The sequence below is a fragment of the Massilia pinisoli genome, assembly GCF_024753285.1.
Lineage (GTDB): Bacteria > Pseudomonadota > Gammaproteobacteria > Burkholderiales > Burkholderiaceae_D > Telluria > Telluria pinisoli.
Map to the genome: position 1 here is coordinate 169,230 of NZ_JANUGW010000009.1, position 18,455 is coordinate 187,684.

Here is an 18,455-nt window from a genome sequence, read left to right on the forward strand (position 1 = left end):
TTGTCGACATCATTCTTCTACAATGCTCGGTGACTCTTTAGCAATACCACTCACCGAGCATATGATGACTGAACTGAATATCGACGCCGGCACCGCCACCCAGGCACAACGCCGGATGCGTACCGACATGCGCACGCGCGACCTCGTCAACCAAGCCGTCGCATCGGTGCCCACGCTGGGTCTGCAGCGCGCCGCCGAATTCCTGGCGGCGATGGGCGTGCCGGCCGAAATCGCCGTGCGCGCCCTCGTGTATCCGAATCGACGCCGGACGAACTGAAGCATAACGCCGGCGGTCGCGTGGGCACGGCGTGCCCACCAATGTGCGCGCAGCTTTATTCTTGTGCGGCGATGTCGGCCAGCGATTCGCGGCCGCGCGCCGTCAATGCGAACCCGCCTTCGGCGCGCGGGGCAATGTGGGATTTCCGGCTCAGGAACTGGACGACGTCGTCGTCGACGGCCGCCGCCGGATCCGCGTCGATCGCACGCAGCGCCTGCACGCAGCGGCGCAGGAACAGCAATTCGGCGCCCTGCTCCGTCAGCGCGAGGCTGCCGCTCTTCGCATACTGGATCAGTTTCAAGCCCGACAGGCGCTTCGCATTGCGCCCGACACAGGCATTGACGCGGTCGGTCTTCGCGCCGCGCCGGATGAATTCGAGCGCATCGTATTCGTCGCCCGTCAGTTTCAGATTCTTCATTACGCTTTCCAAGGAAACAAGCCCGCCATGGTAACGGCGGCGGGCCGTCCCGGCAACCTGGTTGCCCTGTTATCGCAACGCGCGCACCGCGACCCAGACGAGGCCGGCGCCCGCCAGCACGCCCAGCGCCACCGCCGCATGCATCTTGTGCGTGCCCAGCAGAGGGCCGCGGCCCAGCGGAATCCTGTTGTACAGCGTGGTGCTCATACTTGTCTCCTCCGAATGTCGTTGGCCATCAGCGCATTATTAAAAAATTCCTTGCGGGCATATGTGCGTCACCGTACACAAGCGTCAGTTGTGTCTGATTAGCAACAACGCCGTCATGCTGCACCGCGTCTATTGCGCGCCGGGGCTGGACACAGGCTGTTAGTATCGCGCCAACACGACAACGCAATGGAGCACGCCATGAGAACGAATACCCCGAAGCCGGACCCGGGCGCCGACGCCCCTCCCAACATGCACGAGGCCGACATCGGCAGCGGCGAACGCTCGCCGGGCCAGCACGAAACGGACGCCATGATCCGCGACATCCCGCCACGGGGCAGCGACAAGGGCAACCAGCAGGACGCCGCCCAGTCCGGCAACCAGCAAGCCACGCGCGACGGGCGGCCGGCCAAGCCCTGACGTCAGACCGCGAACCGGCCACGCGGCCGGTTCGCGCACCGGCGTCCATCGGTCGGGCGTCGGCATCATCCCACCCGTACACCGCGCGTCGCCGGACGCGCCCGGCACCCGCAAGCGTCGGGCGCGCCGGGGCAGCACCCTTTCCTGTTCACCCTCAGCCGTCACTGCGCCTTGACGGGCGGCTCCGGCAAGTCCGGTTCCTTCACGGGCGCGCGCGCCGGCGCCGGCACATCATCCGGATCGGGACGCGGCTGCGGCGGCGGCAGGTCGGGGTCGGACGTGGTGGGGTCCGGCGTCGAGTGGGCGCGGCGGACGGCGGCGCCGTCCGTGCGTCCATCCTGTTCCAGCGAACTCATGGGATGCTCCGCGGCCGGCTCAGCGGCCTTCCTTCTGCTTCGCACCGCCGCCAGCGCCCTTGTCCTTGCCGGCTTTGGTGGTCGACATGTGGTCGTGGCTGCTCTTGTCCTTGACGCCGGCCTCGCGCTTCCGTGATTCTTCCTCGGACAGATTGCCCGATTGCTTGTTCTGGCTGCCGCTGGATTTCGATTGGGTCATGATGATCTCCTGTGATTGCCGTTGACGTTGTGCGCAGCCTAGCATGGAAGACCGGACCCGGTTTTTCAATCGTGCGGGCCGGCAGGGCCTTGCGGTATAGTCGGGTTTTATCCTTCCATCGCCGCCATGCCGCGTCGCCTGCCGACCCTAGTGCTGCCCCTGACCCTCGCCATGTCCACGACCTTGCACGCCGCACCGATGGCGCTCGCCGACTACCTCGCGTTGTCCGGCCCCGCGCCCGCCGTCACCTTGCACTACGGCGCCGCGCCGTCGCAGTACGCCGAACTGTTCCTCCCGCCGGGCAAGGGACCGTTCCCCGTGGCCGTCCTCGTGCACGGAGGCTGCTGGACGAAGGCATTCGGCGGCATCACGCAGCTGCGCAACATGGCGGGGGCGCTGGCGGCGCGCGGCATCGCCGTCTGGAACGTGGAATACCGCCGCGTCGACGAAGCGGGCGGCGGCTACCCCGGCACGTACCAGGACATGAACGCCGCGCTCGACCTGCTGGCCCGCACGGCGCGCGACCATCCGCTCGACCTCGACCGCCTCGTCGCCGTGGGCCACTCGGCCGGCGGGCAGCTCGTGCAGTGGCTGGCGGCACGTCCCCGCATCCCCGCGACGAGCCCGCTGTACCAGGCCCACCCGGTGCCCGTGCGTCAGGTCGTGAGCCTCGGCGGCTTGGCCGACCTGCGGCGCGAAGCGGCGCTGCTGAAGACGAGCTGCGAACGCGACATCGTCGAACTGGCCGGCACGCCCAGCGCCGCGCGGCCGGACGTGTTTGCCGACACGAACGCCGGCGACCTGATGCCCAACGGCAGCCGGACGATCCTCATCACGGGCGAGCTGGACACGATCTCGCCGCCGCGCGTCGCGCACGATTTCGCGGCGCGCGCCCGTGCGGCCGGCGACGCCGCCGAAGTCGTGATCCTGCCCGGCGCCAGCCACTACGACGAAGTGGCGGCGACGTCGGGCGCGTGGCCGCGCGTGCTGCGCGCGATCGAGGCGGCGCTGGGGATGGCGGACAATCGCTGACGTTTTACTTCGGGAACACGATCCGTTTCGCGAGGCGCTGGTCGATGACGAGGTCCTCCTGCGGGACGGCAACGCACGGCAGGATATAGCCTTCGCGCTTTTCGTCGAAGGACAGGCCCGGCCATTCCACGAGGTAGCGCACAGAGCCGCCGATCAGGCGGCAGATGCACGTGCGGCACGTGCCGTTGCGGCACGAGCTGGGCAAGTCGATGCCGGCCCGTTCGGCGGCATGCAGCACCGTCGTGTCCGCGTCGGCTGAATACGACCAGCCGGACGGCTGCAGGGTGATGGTCAACGTGGTCATGGCGCCGATTGTACCGCCCGCGCCGCCGGACCGGCTCAGCCGTGGCTGGGTTCGTTCCCGCACAGAGCGGGACCGTGCGCGGCACTACCCTGAAGCCATCGCATCTTCAGGCAGGACATCCATTGAAAACGCACCGTCTCCCCATTCTGATCGCCCTGGTGGCCGGCCTCGTCGGCGGCTCCGCGGGCGCCGAGCCACCGCACCGGGCCGTGCATCACCCGGCCGTCCGGCCGGCGCCGGCCGACGTGCAACCGGCCACGGGTGTAGCCACGGCCGCACCCGCCGCTGCACCCGCGGCTGCACCCGCCGCCGAATCCGACCACGTGCTGCGCGCACAGGTACTGCTGGATCGCGCGCACTTCTCGCCCGGCGAGATCGACGGCGCTTACGGCTCCAATATGCGGCAAGCACTGGCCGGCTTCCAGAAGGCCCATGACCTGACCGTCACCGGCAAGCTCGACGACGCCACGTGGAACGCGCTGAACGCCGACGCGACGCCAACCCTACTCACGTACACGCTGGCCGACGAGGACGTCGCCGGCCCATTCCGTCCCGTGCCGGACGACATGATGGAAAAAGCGAAGCTGCCCACGCTCGGCTACAGCTCGCCGGCCGAAGGACTCGGCGAGAAATTCCACGCGAGCCCGGCGCTGCTGGAAAAACTGAATCCAGGCAAGGACCTGGGCCGCGCGGGCGAACAGATCGCCGTGCCCAACGTCGTCGGCACACCGGCGTTGGCGTCGGCCGCGCGCGTCGTCGTGTCGAAGAACACCCGCACGCTGCAGTTGCAGGACGCCGGCGGTACGGTGCTGGCGCAGTATCCCGTGTCGAGCGGCAGCGAACACGATCCGCTGCCGATCGGGAACTGGAAGATCGACGGCGTGCACCGCAACCCGACGTACCACTACAACCCGAAGCTGTTCTGGGACGCGAAGCCCGGCGACAAGAACACGACGATAGCTGCCGGCCCCAACAACCCGGTGGGCGTCGTGTGGATCGACCTGTCCAAGCCGCACTACGGCATCCACGGTACGCCGGTGCCGGGTTCGGTGGGCAAGAGCGAGTCGCACGGCTGCATCCGCCTGACGAACTGGAGCGCGTCGGAAGTGGCGGGCCTCGTGCAAAAGGGCACCGAGGTCGTGCTGCAGGAGTAATAATCAAGTGACAGGACCAAGCGATAGGAGACGACGATGAGATGGTTGCTGACCTTCGTGCTCGGCGTGCTGGTGGGCGCCGGCGGCCTGTTCGTCTGGCTGCGCCAGATGCCGCACGCGCCCACGGCACCGGCCGTGGCGGTGAACACGGGCTCGCTGCCCGCGCCGGCGGCGCCCGGCCCCGGCCTGGACGGCAAGCTGCCGCCCGCGCCGCAAGTGATGCCCGACCTGACGGAACTCGACCTGCCGCTGCGCCCCGGCGGCACGGACGCGCCGGCGACCGCCGCCGCACCAGCCTCGGCATCGGCATCGACCTCGGCCCCGGCACCGGCCGCCGCGCAAGGCAAGCTGATGGTGCCGGTCGAAGGCATGCCGCTGGCCAAGATCACGGACACGTTCGACCAGCCGCGCGGCACCGAGCGCCACCATGAGGCACTGGACATCATGGCGCCGAAAGGCACGAAGGTCATCGCCACGGCCGACGGGAAGATCGTGAAACTCTTCACGAGCAAGCCGGGCGGGCTGACCGTGTACCAGTTCGATCCGACGGAAAAATACGCGTATTACTATGCCCACCTCGATCGCTACGCCGACGGCCTGAAGGAAGGTATGGACGTCAAGCGCGGCGACCTGATCGGGTACGTGGGGTCCTCGGGCAACGCCGACCCGAACGCGCCGCATCTGCACTTCGCCGTGTTCGAGCTGACGCCCGAGAAGCAGTGGTGGAAAGGGACGCCGGTGGATCCGTATCCGCTGCTGCAGCCGTGATCCGTCGATGAGGTTCTACTGCGCCGGCTCATCCTCATCGGCGCCCACGTTCACGGCCGCATACGCGTGCTGCACGGCAACCGCCTCGCGGCTGCCCGGCCCGTACAGTTCGGCGGCCGCCTCGATCATCTTGGCGCGCGCGTCCGCGTAGTTCGTGCTCGACGTGAACTTGGTCGTGTTCGCCTTGAACCAGATCCGGTAGGCCTTGTCGATGCCGATGCCCGTCATCGCGGCCGGCGTTCGCACGAGGTATTTGCTGTAGTGGTCGCTCGTCTTGTCCGCGCTCGACCCTTGCGCGAGGAAATAGAACATGCGGTTGTTCGGGCCGCTGCTGTAATGGACGTCCAGCCGCTTCAACGCACTGCTCCACGCGTCCGGGCTGTTGCCGTCCTTGCTCGGACGGTACATCCAGCGCAGCGGCGTGCCGGTCCGGCTGATCTCCTTGCCTAGCACCCAGTCGTTGCCCGTCGGCGGAACGTGGTCGCCGTGCCCGCCCGCGCGCGCGTAGGCTTCCACGGCCTCGCCGTTGATGTCCGACGACGATTCGTTCAGGCCGCCCGATTCGCCAGCATATGTCAGGTTCGACGTGGCGGCCGTCACGCCGTGTCCCATCTCGTGGCCGATCACGTCGATCGAACCCAGGCTGTAGAAACTGGACCCGTCGCCGATGAACATGCAGCGGCACGTGTCGCTGTAGTACGCGTTGTCGTACGCCGTGTTGACGTGCGCGGCAATGTACGTCGCCGTGTCGTGGCCGTCCAGCGACAGCCAGTTGAACACGTTCTTCAAGGTGTCGTACGTGTTCATCAGGCCCCACATCGCGTTCACGGCGGCCGTCTGCCCGTTCGCGTTCATCGTCGACCCGCCGGCCACGTACTGCTTGCCGTCGCCCCATGTGTTCGTGTCGTTGACGTAGACGCTGCCCGCGCTCGTGCCGTGGTCCGCGTTCGTGATCGCCATCGCGCCGAACGTGCCGCCCGTGCCGCGGGTCGCGTCCACCATCCGGTACTTGCCGTCGGCGAACGTCGTGCCGATTGGGACGTCGCCGTTGTACTGGCTGTGGCCGACGCCCACGACCGTCTGCAGCATCGTCCAGCGCGCGAGGATCGTGCCGTCGCGCGCGCTGACGATGGTGTCGTGGTAGGCCGGCTTCGCGCCGACGACCATGCGCGTGCGCACGAGGTAGGCGAGTTCGTAGCGGTCGACGACGTCCTGCACGTCGAGCGCGTTGAGGTCGTCCTCCGCCTTGTCGCGCGCGGCGGGCACGCGTTCCGTGCGCATGGCGGGCCAGATGACGAGCTCCGCGCTGGGCGGCGCTTCGTGCCGAGACGCCGAGGGCGGCGCCGCGAGCACGGCCAGCGCCGCGTCGATCGCCGCCTTGGCCGAGATCGCCGGCACGACGCTGAAGTCCGTGCCCGGCCCCACGTCCAGCCCGACGACGTTGGCGCGACGCGCGGCGTCGGACTCGGACACGATCTTCCCGTTCGCGTCCAGCACGAGCACGGCGTCGACGCCGAAGATGGGCACGCCCTCGAACGTGTGCGCGACGCGCGCCACCTGCGTGCCCGCCGTGCCGGGATGCTGGCGCAGGATCGCGTAGCCGTGGCGCGCATCCTGGCCGCGGGCGGCGCGACGCGCATCCAACTGGGCCAGCAGCGCCGCCTGCGCCTGCGGCGTGACGGCGGCCGGCGCGCTCATGACGCCGGGGCCGGCCGCACGGGCAGGCATGGCGACGGCCAGGGAGACGGCGCCGAGCGACGCCAGCCACATCTTGCGCTTGTTCATGGTTTTTCCTTTCAGTGAGCGGACACACGCGCAGTGTGGCCGACCTCGCTCAAAGGAATTTGCTCAAGCACAAAAAGCCCGCAGCAACTGGAAGCTGCCGCGGGACGCGCGGTAAAGCAGCGGAAGACGGTGCGCCGGGGTGCGTCTACCGGGTCGTCAACGCTCGCGCCGGCGCATCAGGTAGACGGCCGTGCCGAGGACGGCGCCGGCAATCACGGCCTTCTTCACGAGGCCCGCCCGGTTGTGCTCCCATTCGGCCTTGATGCCCATCTCCGCCAGCACGTTCGGGACCTTGCCGTGCGCGAGGTCCTCGCCGATGCCTTCGACGACGTTCACGCGATCGGCGGCGAGCAGCAGCAGCCAGCGGCGGAAGTCGTTTTCCGACCATTTGAAAGCGAGGCGCCGCATCATGCCGGACACGCCTGTCGGCGGCTGCGCCGTACCGAAGATCGGCGTGATGCCGGGGCGCTCCGTCGACACGAGGATCTCGACGTTTTCCGGCTGCTGCCGCAGCTTGCCCTCGTGCGGGTGGATGAAGCGCGCGGGCGTGCGCTCCATCGGGATGGCCGGGCGGTCCTTGTGATCGAGGTCCGCACCCCAGCCTTCGATGTGCTTCAGTTCGTCACGGCCGGGCCGGCGCGGGCCCTCGGCCATGTCGCCCTGCAGCGGGTGGGTGTGCACGTGGCCGTCGCCATGGTCGTGATGATGGTGGTGGTGCTGCGCACCGATATCGGTTTTCGCTTCCATGACGTCTCCTCAATGCAGTGCGCTGGCGTTCACGGCCTGGACCTCGCGCGCGGACGGCGGGATCAGGACGGTCTTGATGCAGTTGTCGAGCTTGCTCGAGAAGATGTGGTACGCGTCCGCCACTTCCTCCAGCGGCACCCGGTGCGTGATGATTTCCTTCGGATTCAGCCGCCCTTCGCGGATGTGCTCGATGAGCCGCGGCAGGTGGCGCTTGACGCTGGCCTGGTTGGCGCGGATCGTCAGCCCCTTGTTCACGACATTGCCGATGGGGACGGCGTTGAACGTGGGGCCATACACCCCGACGATCGACACGTTGCCGCCCTTGCGCACCGAGTTGATACACCAGTGCAGCACGGTCGCGGCGCCGGCCTGCATCTTCATCAGCCGGCCCGTCAAGGTCTGCGCGATGGAGCCCGCTGCATCGCCGCCCACGGCGTCGATGCAGACGTCGGCGCCCATCCAGTCCGTCATCTTCTTGATGTGCTCCGCCATGTCGTTCACTTCACGGAAGTTCACGACCTCGCATTGGGCGTAGCGCTTGACGAATTCCAGCCGGTACTCGACCTCGTCGACGACGATCACCCTGCCCGCCCCCATCAGCCACGCGGACTTCGCGGCGAAGATGCCGATGGGACCCGCGCCGAAGATCACGACCGTGTCGCCTTCGTGGATGTCGCCCATCTCGGCGGCCTGGTAGCCCGTCGGCAGGGCATCCGTCAACAGGACGGCATCGTCGAGGTGCAGGTCGTCGGGGATCGGGTACGGGCCCACGTCGGCCATCGGCACGCGCACGTACTCGGCCTGGCCGCCGTCGTAGCCGCCCGCCGTGTGCGAGTAACCGTAGACGCCGCCGACGGCCGTCGCTTCCGGATTCGTGTTGTGGCAATTGCCGAACAACTCGCGCTGGCAGAAGAAGCACGACCCGCAGAACAGGTTGAACGGCACGAGGACGCGGTCGCCCGCCTTCAAGGTCTGCACGTCGCGGCCGACGTCCACGACTTCGCCGACGAATTCGTGGCCGAACGTGTGGCCCACGCGCGTGTCGGGCACCATGCCGTGATACAGGTGCAGGTCGGATCCGCAGATGCAGGAACGCAGCACGCGCACGATGGCGTCGCCCGGGTGTTCGATGACGGGATCGGGCTTGTAATCGGCACGGACGCGATAAGGTCCCCGGTAATTCATTGCCAGCATAACTCCTCCATATCATGTGTCGGCCCGCCTTCAAGGACGAGCCCTCGACAACACGGTATGTCAAATCGCTAAGGAAGGCGATACGCGCACGGAAACGTACGAGGGTTCCTGAACACTTTTTTGCCGAGTCGGAGATCTTTGTTTTTAAAGAGAAATTTGTTGAAAATCTGAATGAAAAACGGCCGCACGCGGCGGCCGTGTTCACTCCCATTCCGGTTCCCGTGTGAGGAGGATTGTCAACGGATGGTCGCGCGGACCGAATGGCTGACGCAATACGATCCGGCTGGCAAATTTCTCGATGCCGATATCGGCGTCCAGCAGCCGCTCCATGAGTGCCTGAAAATAGGCGACCCCGGGCACGACGATCTTCAGCAGGTAATCGTAGCCGCCGCTGATGTTGTAGCACTCGACGATTTCGCGATATGTCGCGGCACCCGCTTCGAATTTCCGAAAATCCTGGGACCGGTGGCTGCCCAGGGTCACTTCGGAAAACACGATGACGTGGCTGCCCAGCTTTTCCAGTGCCACGTCCGCGCCATAACCCCGGATGACGCCCATGTCCTGCAGCCGTTTCGTCCGGAGCAGGCACGGGCTTTCGCTGAGGCCGACGGCCGCCGCCAGCTCGACGTTCGAACAGCGTCCCTCGCGCTGCAGGTGCACGAGGATCTTGATGTCGAACTTGTCGAGGGACGCTGTGGAATGCATGGACCGAATCAATGCCGGTTGCGGTGCCCCGATCGTGCCGCGGTGAGCGCCTCGTCGAGGACCTCGATCACCATGCCGGCCTGGTCCGCGGACAAGATCAGCGGCGGCCGGATCTTGAGGACATTGTGCCCCATCGCGCAAGCGCTGAGCAAGACGCCGTTGTCGCGCATGCGATTGACCACCCGCGTGGTGAATTCGCGGTCGGGCGTGCGCGACGCGCGGTCGGACACCAGCTCGACGCCGACGAACATGCCCACGCCGCGCACGTCACCGATGGCCTCGTGCCGGCTCGCGAGGTCGGCGACGCCATCGCGCAGGATCTTCCCGACTTTGGCCGCGTGCCGCACCAGGCCTTCGCGTTCGATCGTGTCCAGCACGGCCAGCGCGGCGGCGCACGAGACCGTATTGCCGGCGAACGTGTTGAAGTAGCGCGAGTTCTTGCCGAATTCCGCCAGCGCATCGGTGGTGGCCAGCAGCCCCGCGACGGGTTGTCCGTTACCCATCGGCTTGCCGAGCGTGACGATGTCGGGGGTGACGCCATGACGCTGGAAGCCCCACATATGCGCGCCCGTCCGACCGAAGCCGGGCTGGACTTCGTCGGCGATGAATAGGCCGCCCGCTCGCTGGATCGCGTCGACCGCGCCCTTCAGGAAGCCGGCCGGTTCGGGCAGGATGCCGTCGCTGGTGAACACGGAATCGACGATCAGCGCGGCCGGGCGGATGCCGTGGCGGCGCAGGTCGGCGATCGCGGCCTCGACGTCGCGCGTGAAGCGTTCGGCGAGGTCCGCACCTCCCGCGTGATACAGGCGCGGCGCCGGGACCAGGCGCACGTGCGCGCCGAGATCGACCGATGCGCCGAGCGACGGCGAGAATTTCGACACGGCGTCGGTAAAGCCGTGATATGCGGTGTCGGTGACGATCACGCCGGTGCCGCCCGTGCGGACCTGGGCAATGCGGTACGCCAGGTCGTTCGCCTCACTGCCGGAGCAGGTGAGCATGAGGTGCGCGAGCGCTGTCCCGGGCACGGTCGCGAGCAGGCGCTCGGCCAATTCGAGGATCGTGTCGTGCAGATAGCGGGTGTTGGTCGCGAGCGTGCGCGCCTGCGCGCAGATCGCCTCGGTCACCGCCGGGTGGCAATGCCCGAGCGACGCCACGTTGTTGTAGACGTCGAGGTAGCGGCGCCCGTCCGGATCGATCAGCCACGCGCCTTCGCCGCGCACGATGTGGAGCGGATGTTCGTACATCAGCCGGTATGCCGGACCGAGCAGCGCATCGCGCCGCTCGATCATCGCCGCGGTGAGCGGTCCCACGTCGGCGCGTCCGGGAATATAGGCGTTCACCATGTTGAGGTCAGTGGTTGTCATTGTCGGTTCCTTTTCGTAGTTCGGTCAGTAGGCGGTCGCGCGCCTCGTTGCGGGACAGATCGGCCATCTGCGACAGCGCTTCCCATGCCGCCGGGTTGTGGCGCATGATGTAGGCCCGGTTCTCGGGGTAGCGCGCGGCACGCCACTCCGAAATCAGTGCCGTGATGAGGTGGCGCGTCGCCATGAGGTCGGCCACGATGTCCTGCTCGACGTCCACGAGCGGCAACGTGGCGTGATACGCACCCACGAACTGCGCGGGCCCCGCGAACGGATCGGCGCTGCCTGCCATGTGGAACGCCGCGGCGGTCGCGACCTCGCCCACCAGCGGCGCATGCAGCATGTCGCCGAAGTCGATGATCCCGACGATGCGGTCGTGGTCGTCGGGCGCGACCAGCACGTTGTAGAGGTGGTAGTCGTTGTGGATGACTTGCGAGCGCACCGAGGCGAGGCGCGGCAGCACGTGGTCGACGAAACGGCGCATGAACGCCCTGGCGAGCGCGCGCCGCGGGGCGTCCACGATGCCGTCGAGCTTGTCCGTCAAACGGTGCGCCGCCGACACGTTCCAGAGCAGAGGATGCGCTGCGGCCGGATGCACAAAGCCCCGCAGCGCAAGGTTCAAGCCCGCCAGCACCGTCCCCATCGCCCGGCGCTGTGCGGCCGTCCGGGGCGTTTCCCGGATCTGGACACCGTCGAGATAGGTCAGCATCCGCACGGCGCTCCTGCGGCCGTCGGGCAACACGACGCTGTCACGCGTGCGCCCGCGGAGCGTCCGCACGACGCGGTGCACCGGCTGGCTTGGCGCCGCGCGCGCAATATGGTCGAGCGCGGCGATCTGGAAATCGACGACGCCAACCGGCTCGGACGGATTGCTGATCTTGACGACGTAACGTGTGCCGTCCCCGGTCTCGATACGGCAGTTCTGGTCGCGCTCGCCCGCCAGCGGCGTGACGGCGCCTTCGATGCCGTAGATGCGACGCACCAGGGCCGCGACGTCGTCCTGGGCCAGGCAGGGGGCGGCGGTGCTCAATGCCGCGGCTGCGGTTGGGCAGTCGTCCGGCATCATGCGGCTCGCTTCGGCGTGTCGACCCGAGGCTGGAAATCCAGCCCGAGCAAGCCGGGAAGCTGGCGGATATCGGTCAGTCTGTTGACGCCATAGCCGTCGCAGACGGGCTCGTGACCGCGATCGATGAACGCCCGGGCCATGAATCCCAGATCGGACGCTGTCATGAGGTCGTAGCGGAAACTCGACGAGACGTGCATCATCTGCTCCGGTCCGCAACCGAGCCGGTCGCACATGTACTCGAACATCTGTGCGCGTGGCTTGTAGGCGCGCGCCTCCTCCGCCGTGACCACGGCGTGGAACGGCGCCTCGAGGTGGGCGACGCTGTGCGGAATCAGGTCGACCATGGAGTTCGACAGGAGCACCAGCGGGACGTGCGGAGCGATGGCCTGCAGCGTCTCGACGACGTTCGGGTGCGGCTGCCACGTCGGCACGGCCTCGTACAACGCGACCGCGTCGGACGGCCGGTAGTCGACGCCGTGCGCCGCGCAGGCCCGCTGGATGGCATTGGCCACGACGTCGAAGAACGGCTTCCAGTCGCCCAGCACTTCGTCGAGACGGTAGAAACGGAAACTGTCCAGGAACGCCGGCATCCGGTCGCTCGGAACACGATCCGTGAAGATCGCCCTCGCCGTCGGCCCCATTTCAAAATTGATCAGCGTGCCGTAGCAATCGAAGCTGATGTATTTGGGTTGGTATGTCATGTGGTTCATCTCCTACGTGGGTGGCAGTGGATGAACACAAGTGTATGGATACGGCAACTACGGAAATGCCGTATTGCCCCGAGACTCGAGCAGTTTCCTTTTCAATCTGAACGGGGCCCGGTATTTTCTGCGGTGGCCAGGGTGGTCGAAACAAAACGGCCGCAACACGGCGGCCGTTGTCGTCGAAGAGGAAGCGGGGTCAGAGCTGGCGCGCCTCGAACGTGTTGCACTGCTCGACGGAGCCCGTCTGCAGGCCGCGCGTGAACCAGCGCACGCGCTGGGCCGACGTGCCATGCGTGAATGAATCGGGCACGACGACGCCGCGCGACTGGCGCTGCAGCGCGTCGTCGCCGATGGCGCTCGCGGCATTCAGCGCGGACTCGACGTCGCCCTGTTCGATGATCTGCTTGGCCTGGTTCGTGTGATAGGCCCACACGCCGGCGAAGCAATCGGCCTGCAGTTCCAGGCGGACGGATGCCGCGTTGGCCTGCGTCTCGGACAAGTGCTGGCGCGCGCTGTCGACCTTGCCCGAGATGCCCAGCAGGTTCTGCACGTGGTGTCCGACCTCGTGGGCGATCACGTACGCCTGCGTGAATTCGCCGCCGACCTTGAAGCGCTGCTGCATCATGCGGAAGAAGTCCAGGTCGAGATAGACCTTCCGGTCGGCCGGGCAATAGAACGGCCCGACGGCCGCTTGCCCCATGCCGCAGCCCTGCGTCGGCGTGCGGCCCGAGTACAGCACGAGATGCGGCGGCGAATAGGTGCCGCCGTTGGCACGGAAGATTTGCGTCCACGTGTCTTCCGTATAGCCGAGCACCGTGCGCACGAATTGCGTCTCGCGGTCGTTCGCGGGCGGATGCGCGGGCGCCTGCTGGACTTGCGCCGGCGACCCGCCGCCCGACAGCAGGTTCAGGATCGTCGACGGCGACACCCCGAAGAACCACGAACCGACCAGCGCGATGACGATCGTGCCGATGCCGACCGTGCCCCCGCCGAAACTGAAGCCGCCGCCCCCGCCGCCGTCGCCGCGGCGGTCCTCGATGTTGTCGCTCTGCCGATCACCTTCCCAACGCATATCGCTCTCCTTGCGGCACCGTCGCCGGTGCCGTCGTCGTCATTGTCGTGGCGGACGCCGTCAGCGTCCGCCGGAACGCCTGATGTTCACCGATCCCATGTGTTCGCGCGCATCCTTCAGGCGGAACTCGTCGTCGCGCGCCAGGCCGCTGCGCTGCTCGTCATGCAGCACGCGCTCGCGGCGCTCGCGCTCGACCTCACGTTCCAGGCGCTCGTTCAGGGATACGTCCGGCGTCGTCGTCTTCATGGTCGTCCTCGTCCGTGGGCCACGCTTCTTGCGTTAACCCGGGTCAATTGTGCGTGCCGTAAGCGGCCGCATCTGTTCGAACTTTCACATAAATCAAATAATGCCATAGCGGCCGGCGGTGCTGCATGACAGCGTGTCCACATCTTTGTGCGCCCGCGTACGGAAGCGCGCGCGGGCGTGGCGCATGCTCGGCCCATGACCGCTCCCTCCTTTGCGAACCACGACGCGCTGGCCGCGCTCGGCCGCAGTCTACAGGCCTCCGGCTACCGTTTCGTGACCGTCACACCGGCCACGCACCGGCGCGTGAACAATCGCCCGGAGAACGCCTGGGCGCATGACCTGCGGGGCGTGTTCGGCTGGAGCCGGCCATTTGCCCCGGGGCCTGCTGCCGGACGCGATCGACGTCCCGCTGCGCGCGGCAAACCTGGTCATTCCCGTCGCCGCGGACGGCAGCGACGCGCCGGACGGTAGCGCGCCCGCCGGCTGGCGCGCGCGCCTCCGCGCGTCGACCATCGGCGACCGCCTGTATTTCCACTCGGCCTGGCCCACGTCCGACGACGACGCCGTGTTCTTCGGCCCGGACACCTACCGCTACACGTGCGCGCTGCGCCGCGTGCTCGGCCAGCATGGCAGCCTGCGCCGTCCCGTGCGGCGCGCCGTCGACATCGGCGCGGGCGCCGGACCGGCCGCGATCGAACTGGCGCTGCGCTGCCGCGACGCGACCGTCTACGCCACCGACATCAACCCGGCGGCGCTGGCCCTGGCCGACGTCAACGCGGGCCTGAACGGCGCGCACAACGTCATGCCCTGCCGCAGCGACCTGCTGGACGGCGTCGACGGCGGCTTCGACCTCGTCATGTCGAATCCACCGTACATCCTCGACCCCGACGCGCTCACGTACCGGCACGGCGGCGGCGACCACGGCGCCGAGCTGTCGACGCGCATCGTGCACGCAGCGCTCGACCGCCTGCATCCCGGCGGCAGCCTGCTGCTGTACACGGGCGTGGCGATGGTCGACGGCGCCGATCCCTTCCTGGCCGGCATCCGCGACCGCCTCGATGCCGATACGGATTGCTGGTCGTACGAGGAACTCGATCCGGACATCTTCGGCGGGCAACTGGACTGTCCCGGCTACGAGCAGGTGGAACGCATCGCGGCCGTGTGGCTGCACGCCGTCAAGCGGGGCTGAGCGGCTTGATTGAGACGATCGGGCAAAACACTGGCGCGCCCGAGCATGGCCGGGCGCGCGCTGCCGCACGAGAATAGCCTCCACGCAGCGCATACCGCCGCTGCTCACGAGGAGGACATATGCAAGCCGCACACCCCGCCGGCGTTACCGCGCCCGCCGCAGCCCCAGCCGTATCGACCACGCTCGCGTACCTGCCTGTCGGCACGTTCGGCGCCGTCATGGGCTTGACGGGCTTGTCGCTCGCATGGCGCCTCGCGCACCAGGCGTTCGGTGCGCCGGCCGCGGTCGGGCAGGCCATCGGCGTTCTCGCGCTCGTCTCCTTCGTCGTGCTGGCCGTCGCGTACGGGATCAAGGCCGCGGCCGGCTTTTACGCCGTGCGTGCCGAATTCGCGCATCCCGTGGCTGGCAACCTGTTCGGCACGCCCCTGATCAGCCTGCTGCTGTTGCCGTTCCTGCTGGCCGACGTCAGCCTGGCCCTCGCCCGCCTTGCCTGGGTGCTTGGGGCCGCCGGCATGACGGTATTTGCGTGGACCATCGTGATGCGCTGGCTGTCGGTGCGCCACGCACCCACCCAGGTGGCGCCGGCGTGGATTGTGCCCGTCGTCGGCATGCTCGACATTCCGCTCGCCGTGCCCGTGTTGCGCTGGGACGGGCTGCATGGCGTGATGGTGTTCGGGCTTGCGGTCGGTTTGTTCTTTGCGCTGCCGTTGCTCGCGATGGTGCTGCACCGGCTCGTCACGGAGGAGCCGTTGCCCGTGGCGTTGCAGCCGTCGCTGCTGATACTGGTGGCGCCGTTCGCGGTGGGGTTTTCGGCTTATGTCGCCACGTTCGGGCACGTGGATGCGTTTGCGCAGGGGCTGGTGATGGTCATGCTGTTTTTGTTGCCGGTGCTGCTTGGGCGGTTGGCGCATCTGCCTGCGAGGGCGCCGTTTCGGCTGGCTTGGTGGGCGGGGAGTTTTCCGTTGGCGGCGGCGGCGGTGGCTAGTTTGCGGTATGCGAGTGTTGCGGGGAGCGCGGTGATGGATGCGATTGCGTTGGTCGTGCTTGGGGTTGCGACGCTGGTGATTGGGATGTTTGGGGTGCAGACCGTCAGGGGGATTCTGGCGGGGAAGTTGCGGGAGTTGAGCTAATTTTGGCCGGGATTGCTGGTGCGTGTTTTTTGGCTTTGCAGCGCGCGCCCGCGGCGCGCGGGGCTGTCCGCGGGGCGGACAGCAGTCGGAGATTCGAAGGCCGAGCTTCGCCGGCCTTCGAATTGGAACTGCGTAGCAAAGGCGATGCTGCTTCTGGTGCGTGTCTCTCCGCTTTGCAGCGCGCGCCCTCGGCGCGCGACGCCGTCCGCCTTGCGGACGGCAATTGGGCGATTCGAAGAGGGCTGGGCTTGCAAGCCCAGCCCTTCGAATCCCACCACGCAGGGCGCGCAGGCGCCCTGCTCTCTCCGGCAAAACAAAAAAGGCTCCCGATGGGAGCCTGTTTTGTTTTGGCGGAGAGGGTGGGATTCGAACCCACGGTACGGTCACCCGTACGCCTGATTTCGAGTCAGGTACATTCGACCACTCTGCCACCTCTCCGTGTCGCGGTCGTTTCGCGTGAAGGCCGCATTATAGACGGTGGGTAAGAGAATCGCAAGGCCTCCCCACCAATCCATCATTTCGGCGGCAGGCCCGCCATCAGCGCATCCAGCGTCTGCTGGCCCCGCACCTGGGTCGTCCTGCGGTCGAAAATGCTGCCCGACTGGTCGTCCGGTGCGCCGACGTCCCAGAAGAATGGCAGCACGCCGTTAGCGACCGCCTTCTTCACGACGTAGGTATGGTAGTAGTTGCGCGACTGGAGGTGCAGCGCGAGCGCGTCGCCTGTCAGGTTCGTGCGCCGCTGGGCGGCGAATTCGCCCAGCACGACCGGGATACCCTTGTCGATGAAGGCTGACTTCAGACTGGCGAATTGTGCATCGACATAATCTTCCTCGCCCCAGGTCGAGTTGCGCTTCGTGTCCGTCGTGGAGTGATTCGGTGCGCCCCAGTAATACGCCTGGTTGCCCCAGGTTTCATCCTTCGTCATCAAGGCGAAGTTGAACGGATCGTAGAAATGGATCTCGGCCATCAGCCGGCCCGTCACCTTGTCGGCCGGCAGCGTGGGCATCAGCTTCACCGACAGGTCGATGTTGGTCTGCGGGCCCTGCACGACCAGCACCCGGTAGGCGTTCCTGCCACCGGTCGCGCGCACGGCGTCGACGAACGTCTGGTGGTAGCTCATCAGGACCGCCATCCCCGTCGCATCCTTCGTGTCCGGCTCGTTGGCGCTGGCGAACATCACGTGCTCGTCGAACTCGCGCAAGGTCGTGGCAATTTGCTCCCAGTACGCCTTCTGCTTCGCGTTCACGGCGTCCTTCTTGTCGGCCGTGATGTTCTTTTCCAGCCAGCCGCCGTCCCAGTGAATGTTGACGAGAACATACATGTCGTTGTCGACGCAATACTGGACGACCTGCTTCACGCGGGCGAGCCACGTGGCGCTGATCTGGCCCGTCTTCTGGTCCGCGTACTGGTCCCACGACACAGGCAGGCGGATCGCGTTGAACCCGGCCTGCTTGACGGCCTGGATCAGCGCGTTCGACACCAGGGGATTGCCCCATGCCGTTTCGCCGCCGATCGCTTCCATCGTATTGCCGATGTTGAAGCCGATGCGGATCGATGACGCGATTTGTTGGGCGTTGTGTGACATGCCTGTCGTGTCGGCCGGTGCGGGGTTCGGGTTGTAGCTGGGGTACAGGGCGGCGGTCGTCGTGGGCGTCGGCGTGGGAGCCGGCGTCGGCGTCGGCGTCGGCGCTGGCGTCGTGGTGCCGGTGGGTGTTGCAGCGGACGGTGCGGAACCGCCGCCGCCAGCGCAGGCTGTCAGCAGCAGGGCAAGCATCGGGGCGCAAAGCAGGGATGAAACTCTCACGGGATCTCCTCGTTGTTGTTATGGGTAGGTGTGCAGGTTAGAAAGATTCGGTGCCTGGGAGATAGTGCGAATGATGAGGATTGCTGTTGGTGTGCGGATTGTTGAAGGATTGTTGGCGTCTGTGTTATTTGGGGCGGGTGCGGTAACGACGAGGGTTCGTGGGTTGATGGGGATGCGCATGGGGCTGGGTGGGTGGTGGCGGTTTCGCGGGTCGGGACGGGCGCGCAGCGGTGCTGTTTCTTGTTTGTATATTTTGACTTGCGGCGCGGCGCGGACACTAGATGGGTGATGCCATCATGCGGATCGGAATGGCGGCGCAA

Annotated in this window: 22 protein-coding genes and 1 tRNA gene; 7 read left to right on the plus strand and 16 right to left on the minus strand. The window is 67.0% G+C overall.

Annotated elements, in window-relative coordinates:
• Nucleotides 1-64: 64 nt before the first annotated feature.
• Complete coding sequence (locus tag NX784_RS14505; protein ID WP_229421374.1) at nt 65-277, plus strand: hypothetical protein; 213 nt, start codon at nt 65-67, stop codon at nt 275-277.
• A 55-nt stretch (nt 278-332) separates the two neighbouring features.
• Here the strand turns inward: NX784_RS14505 and NX784_RS14510 are convergent, their stop codons facing one another.
• Complete coding sequence (locus NX784_RS14510) at nt 333-695, minus strand: hypothetical protein (protein WP_258817393.1); 363 nt, start codon at nt 693-695, stop codon at nt 333-335.
• 69 nt (nt 696-764) lie between these two features.
• Nucleotides 765-902 (minus strand): hypothetical protein, encoded by a 138-nt coding sequence (locus NX784_RS14515; RefSeq protein ID WP_258817394.1) that lies wholly within the window; start codon nt 900-902, stop codon nt 765-767.
• Nucleotides 903-1,100: 198 nt separating this feature from the next.
• On the opposite strand from NX784_RS14515, the gene NX784_RS14520 reads away from it, so the two are divergent.
• Entirely contained in the window at nt 1,101-1,319 is a 219-nt protein-coding gene (locus NX784_RS14520; protein WP_258817395.1) for a hypothetical protein, read from the plus strand.
• Nucleotides 1,320-1,480: 161 nt separating this feature from the next.
• On the opposite strand, the gene NX784_RS14525 is transcribed toward NX784_RS14520, so the two are convergent.
• Together NX784_RS14525 and NX784_RS14530 are read right to left on the minus strand one after the other, a co-directional pair.
• Nucleotides 1,481-1,675 (minus strand): hypothetical protein, encoded by a 195-nt coding sequence (locus NX784_RS14525; protein WP_258817396.1) that lies wholly within the window; start codon nt 1,673-1,675, stop codon nt 1,481-1,483.
• A 19-nt stretch (nt 1,676-1,694) separates the two neighbouring features.
• The gene (locus NX784_RS14530) at nt 1,695-1,874 is read right to left on the minus strand and encodes a hypothetical protein (protein ID WP_258817397.1); all 180 of its coding nucleotides are present in this window, start codon (nt 1,872-1,874) and stop codon (nt 1,695-1,697) included.
• A 126-nt stretch (nt 1,875-2,000) separates the two neighbouring features.
• On the opposite strand from NX784_RS14530, the gene NX784_RS14535 reads away from it, so the two are divergent.
• Nucleotides 2,001-2,906 (plus strand): alpha/beta hydrolase family protein, encoded by a 906-nt coding sequence (locus NX784_RS14535; protein WP_258817398.1) that lies wholly within the window; start codon nt 2,001-2,003, stop codon nt 2,904-2,906.
• Between the two features lie 4 nt (nt 2,907-2,910).
• Here NX784_RS14535 and NX784_RS14540 read toward each other — a convergent pair whose 3' ends face one another.
• Nucleotides 2,911-3,210 (minus strand): 2Fe-2S iron-sulfur cluster-binding protein, encoded by a 300-nt coding sequence (locus NX784_RS14540; RefSeq protein WP_258817399.1) that lies wholly within the window; start codon nt 3,208-3,210, stop codon nt 2,911-2,913.
• Nucleotides 3,211-3,332: 122 nt separating this feature from the next.
• Between NX784_RS14540 and NX784_RS14545 the strand changes: the two genes are divergently transcribed.
• Together NX784_RS14545 and NX784_RS14550 are read left to right on the plus strand one after the other, a co-directional pair.
• Complete coding sequence (locus NX784_RS14545) at nt 3,333-4,364, plus strand: L,D-transpeptidase family protein (RefSeq protein WP_258817400.1); 1,032 nt, start codon at nt 3,333-3,335, stop codon at nt 4,362-4,364.
• A 36-nt stretch (nt 4,365-4,400) separates the two neighbouring features.
• Nucleotides 4,401-5,132, plus strand: a complete 732-nt coding sequence (locus NX784_RS14550) for a M23 family metallopeptidase (protein ID WP_258817401.1) — start codon at nt 4,401-4,403, stop codon at nt 5,130-5,132.
• A gap of 15 nt (nt 5,133-5,147) precedes the next feature.
• On the opposite strand, the gene NX784_RS14555 is transcribed toward NX784_RS14550, so the two are convergent.
• The 9 genes from NX784_RS14555 to NX784_RS14595 all read right to left on the minus strand — a co-directional run bounded on the left by NX784_RS14555 (nt 5,148) and on the right by NX784_RS14595 (nt 14,012).
• Complete coding sequence (locus NX784_RS14555; RefSeq protein WP_258817402.1) at nt 5,148-6,917, minus strand: M4 family metallopeptidase; 1,770 nt, start codon at nt 6,915-6,917, stop codon at nt 5,148-5,150.
• A 156-nt stretch (nt 6,918-7,073) separates the two neighbouring features.
• Entirely contained in the window at nt 7,074-7,664 is a 591-nt protein-coding gene (locus NX784_RS14560) for a hypothetical protein (protein WP_258817403.1), read from the minus strand.
• A 9-nt stretch (nt 7,665-7,673) separates the two neighbouring features.
• The gene (locus tag NX784_RS14565; protein WP_258817404.1) at nt 7,674-8,858 is read right to left on the minus strand and encodes a zinc-dependent alcohol dehydrogenase; all 1,185 of its coding nucleotides are present in this window, start codon (nt 8,856-8,858) and stop codon (nt 7,674-7,676) included.
• Nucleotides 8,859-9,059: 201 nt separating this feature from the next.
• A complete protein-coding gene (locus tag NX784_RS14570; protein ID WP_258817405.1) occupies nt 9,060-9,563 on the minus strand; it encodes an Lrp/AsnC family transcriptional regulator in 504 nt (167 codons plus the stop codon).
• Between the two features lie 8 nt (nt 9,564-9,571).
• Nucleotides 9,572-10,927 carry an aspartate aminotransferase family protein gene (locus tag NX784_RS14575; RefSeq protein WP_258817406.1) on the minus strand — a complete coding sequence of 452 codons (1,356 nt, stop codon included), beginning with the start codon at nt 10,925-10,927 and terminating at the stop codon, nt 9,572-9,574.
• Nucleotides 10,914-11,990: a phosphotransferase gene (locus NX784_RS14580; protein WP_258817407.1), complete on the minus strand. Its 1,077-nt coding sequence runs from the start codon at nt 11,988-11,990 to the stop codon at nt 10,914-10,916. The genes NX784_RS14575 and NX784_RS14580 overlap by 14 nt, the downstream gene beginning before the upstream one ends.
• Entirely contained in the window at nt 11,987-12,691 is a 705-nt protein-coding gene (locus tag NX784_RS14585; RefSeq protein WP_258817408.1) for a haloacid dehalogenase type II, read from the minus strand. Before NX784_RS14585 ends, NX784_RS14580 begins: the two co-directional genes overlap by 4 nt.
• A 199-nt stretch (nt 12,692-12,890) precedes the next feature.
• Nucleotides 12,891-13,766 (minus strand): KPN_02809 family neutral zinc metallopeptidase, encoded by an 876-nt coding sequence (gene ypfJ / locus NX784_RS14590; RefSeq protein WP_258817410.1) that lies wholly within the window; start codon nt 13,764-13,766, stop codon nt 12,891-12,893.
• A 60-nt stretch (nt 13,767-13,826) separates the two neighbouring features.
• Nucleotides 13,827-14,012, minus strand: coding sequence for a hypothetical protein (locus NX784_RS14595; protein ID WP_258817411.1), 186 nt, complete (start codon nt 14,010-14,012; stop codon nt 13,827-13,829).
• Nucleotides 14,013-14,382: 370 nt separating this feature from the next.
• Here NX784_RS14595 and NX784_RS14600 point away from each other — a divergent pair, with 370 nt between their 5' ends.
• Together NX784_RS14600 and NX784_RS14605 are read left to right on the plus strand one after the other, a co-directional pair.
• Complete coding sequence (locus tag NX784_RS14600) at nt 14,383-15,201, plus strand: N5-glutamine methyltransferase family protein (protein WP_258817412.1); 819 nt, start codon at nt 14,383-14,385, stop codon at nt 15,199-15,201.
• Nucleotides 15,202-15,320: 119 nt separating this feature from the next.
• Nucleotides 15,321-16,331, plus strand: coding sequence for an SLAC1 anion channel family protein (locus tag NX784_RS14605; RefSeq protein WP_258817413.1), 1,011 nt, complete (start codon nt 15,321-15,323; stop codon nt 16,329-16,331).
• Nucleotides 16,332-16,679: 348 nt separating this feature from the next.
• Here the strand turns inward: NX784_RS14605 and NX784_RS14610 are convergent.
• Nucleotides 16,680-16,769 (minus strand) — tRNA-Ser (locus NX784_RS14610).
• A 76-nt stretch (nt 16,770-16,845) separates the two neighbouring features.
• Entirely contained in the window at nt 16,846-18,135 is a 1,290-nt protein-coding gene (locus tag NX784_RS14615; RefSeq protein ID WP_258817414.1) for a glycoside hydrolase family 5 protein, read from the minus strand.
• Nucleotides 18,136-18,455: the final 320 nt, after the last annotated feature.

Coding starts and splice junctions, on each gene's coding strand:
- NX784_RS14505 (WP_229421374.1), top strand. CDS start 65: ATGACTGAACTGAATATCGACGCCGGCACCGCCACCCAGGCACAACGC.
- NX784_RS14510 (WP_258817393.1), bottom strand. CDS start 695: ATGAAGAATCTGAAACTGACGGGCGACGAATACGATGCGCTCGAATTC.
- NX784_RS14515 (WP_258817394.1), bottom strand. CDS start 902: ATGAGCACCACGCTGTACAACAGGATTCCGCTGGGCCGCGGCCCTCTG.
- NX784_RS14520 (WP_258817395.1), top strand. CDS start 1,101: ATGAGAACGAATACCCCGAAGCCGGACCCGGGCGCCGACGCCCCTCCC.
- NX784_RS14525 (WP_258817396.1), bottom strand. CDS start 1,675: ATGAGTTCGCTGGAACAGGATGGACGCACGGACGGCGCCGCCGTCCGC.
- NX784_RS14530 (WP_258817397.1), bottom strand. CDS start 1,874: ATGACCCAATCGAAATCCAGCGGCAGCCAGAACAAGCAATCGGGCAAT.
- NX784_RS14535 (WP_258817398.1), top strand. CDS start 2,001: ATGCCGCGTCGCCTGCCGACCCTAGTGCTGCCCCTGACCCTCGCCATG.
- NX784_RS14540 (WP_258817399.1), bottom strand. CDS start 3,210: ATGACCACGTTGACCATCACCCTGCAGCCGTCCGGCTGGTCGTATTCA.
- NX784_RS14550 (WP_258817401.1), top strand. CDS start 4,401: ATGAGATGGTTGCTGACCTTCGTGCTCGGCGTGCTGGTGGGCGCCGGC.
- NX784_RS14555 (WP_258817402.1), bottom strand. CDS start 6,917: ATGAACAAGCGCAAGATGTGGCTGGCGTCGCTCGGCGCCGTCTCCCTG.
- NX784_RS14560 (WP_258817403.1), bottom strand. CDS start 7,664: ATGGAAGCGAAAACCGATATCGGTGCGCAGCACCACCACCATCATCAC.
- NX784_RS14565 (WP_258817404.1), bottom strand. CDS start 8,858: ATGCTGGCAATGAATTACCGGGGACCTTATCGCGTCCGTGCCGATTAC.
- NX784_RS14570 (WP_258817405.1), bottom strand. CDS start 9,563: ATGCATTCCACAGCGTCCCTCGACAAGTTCGACATCAAGATCCTCGTG.
- NX784_RS14575 (WP_258817406.1), bottom strand. CDS start 10,927: ATGACAACCACTGACCTCAACATGGTGAACGCCTATATTCCCGGACGC.
- NX784_RS14580 (WP_258817407.1), bottom strand. CDS start 11,990: ATGATGCCGGACGACTGCCCAACCGCAGCCGCGGCATTGAGCACCGCC.
- NX784_RS14585 (WP_258817408.1), bottom strand. CDS start 12,691: ATGACATACCAACCCAAATACATCAGCTTCGATTGCTACGGCACGCTG.
- ypfJ (WP_258817410.1), bottom strand. CDS start 13,766: ATGCGTTGGGAAGGTGATCGGCAGAGCGACAACATCGAGGACCGCCGC.
- NX784_RS14595 (WP_258817411.1), bottom strand. CDS start 14,012: ATGAAGACGACGACGCCGGACGTATCCCTGAACGAGCGCCTGGAACGT.
- NX784_RS14605 (WP_258817413.1), top strand. CDS start 15,321: ATGCAAGCCGCACACCCCGCCGGCGTTACCGCGCCCGCCGCAGCCCCA.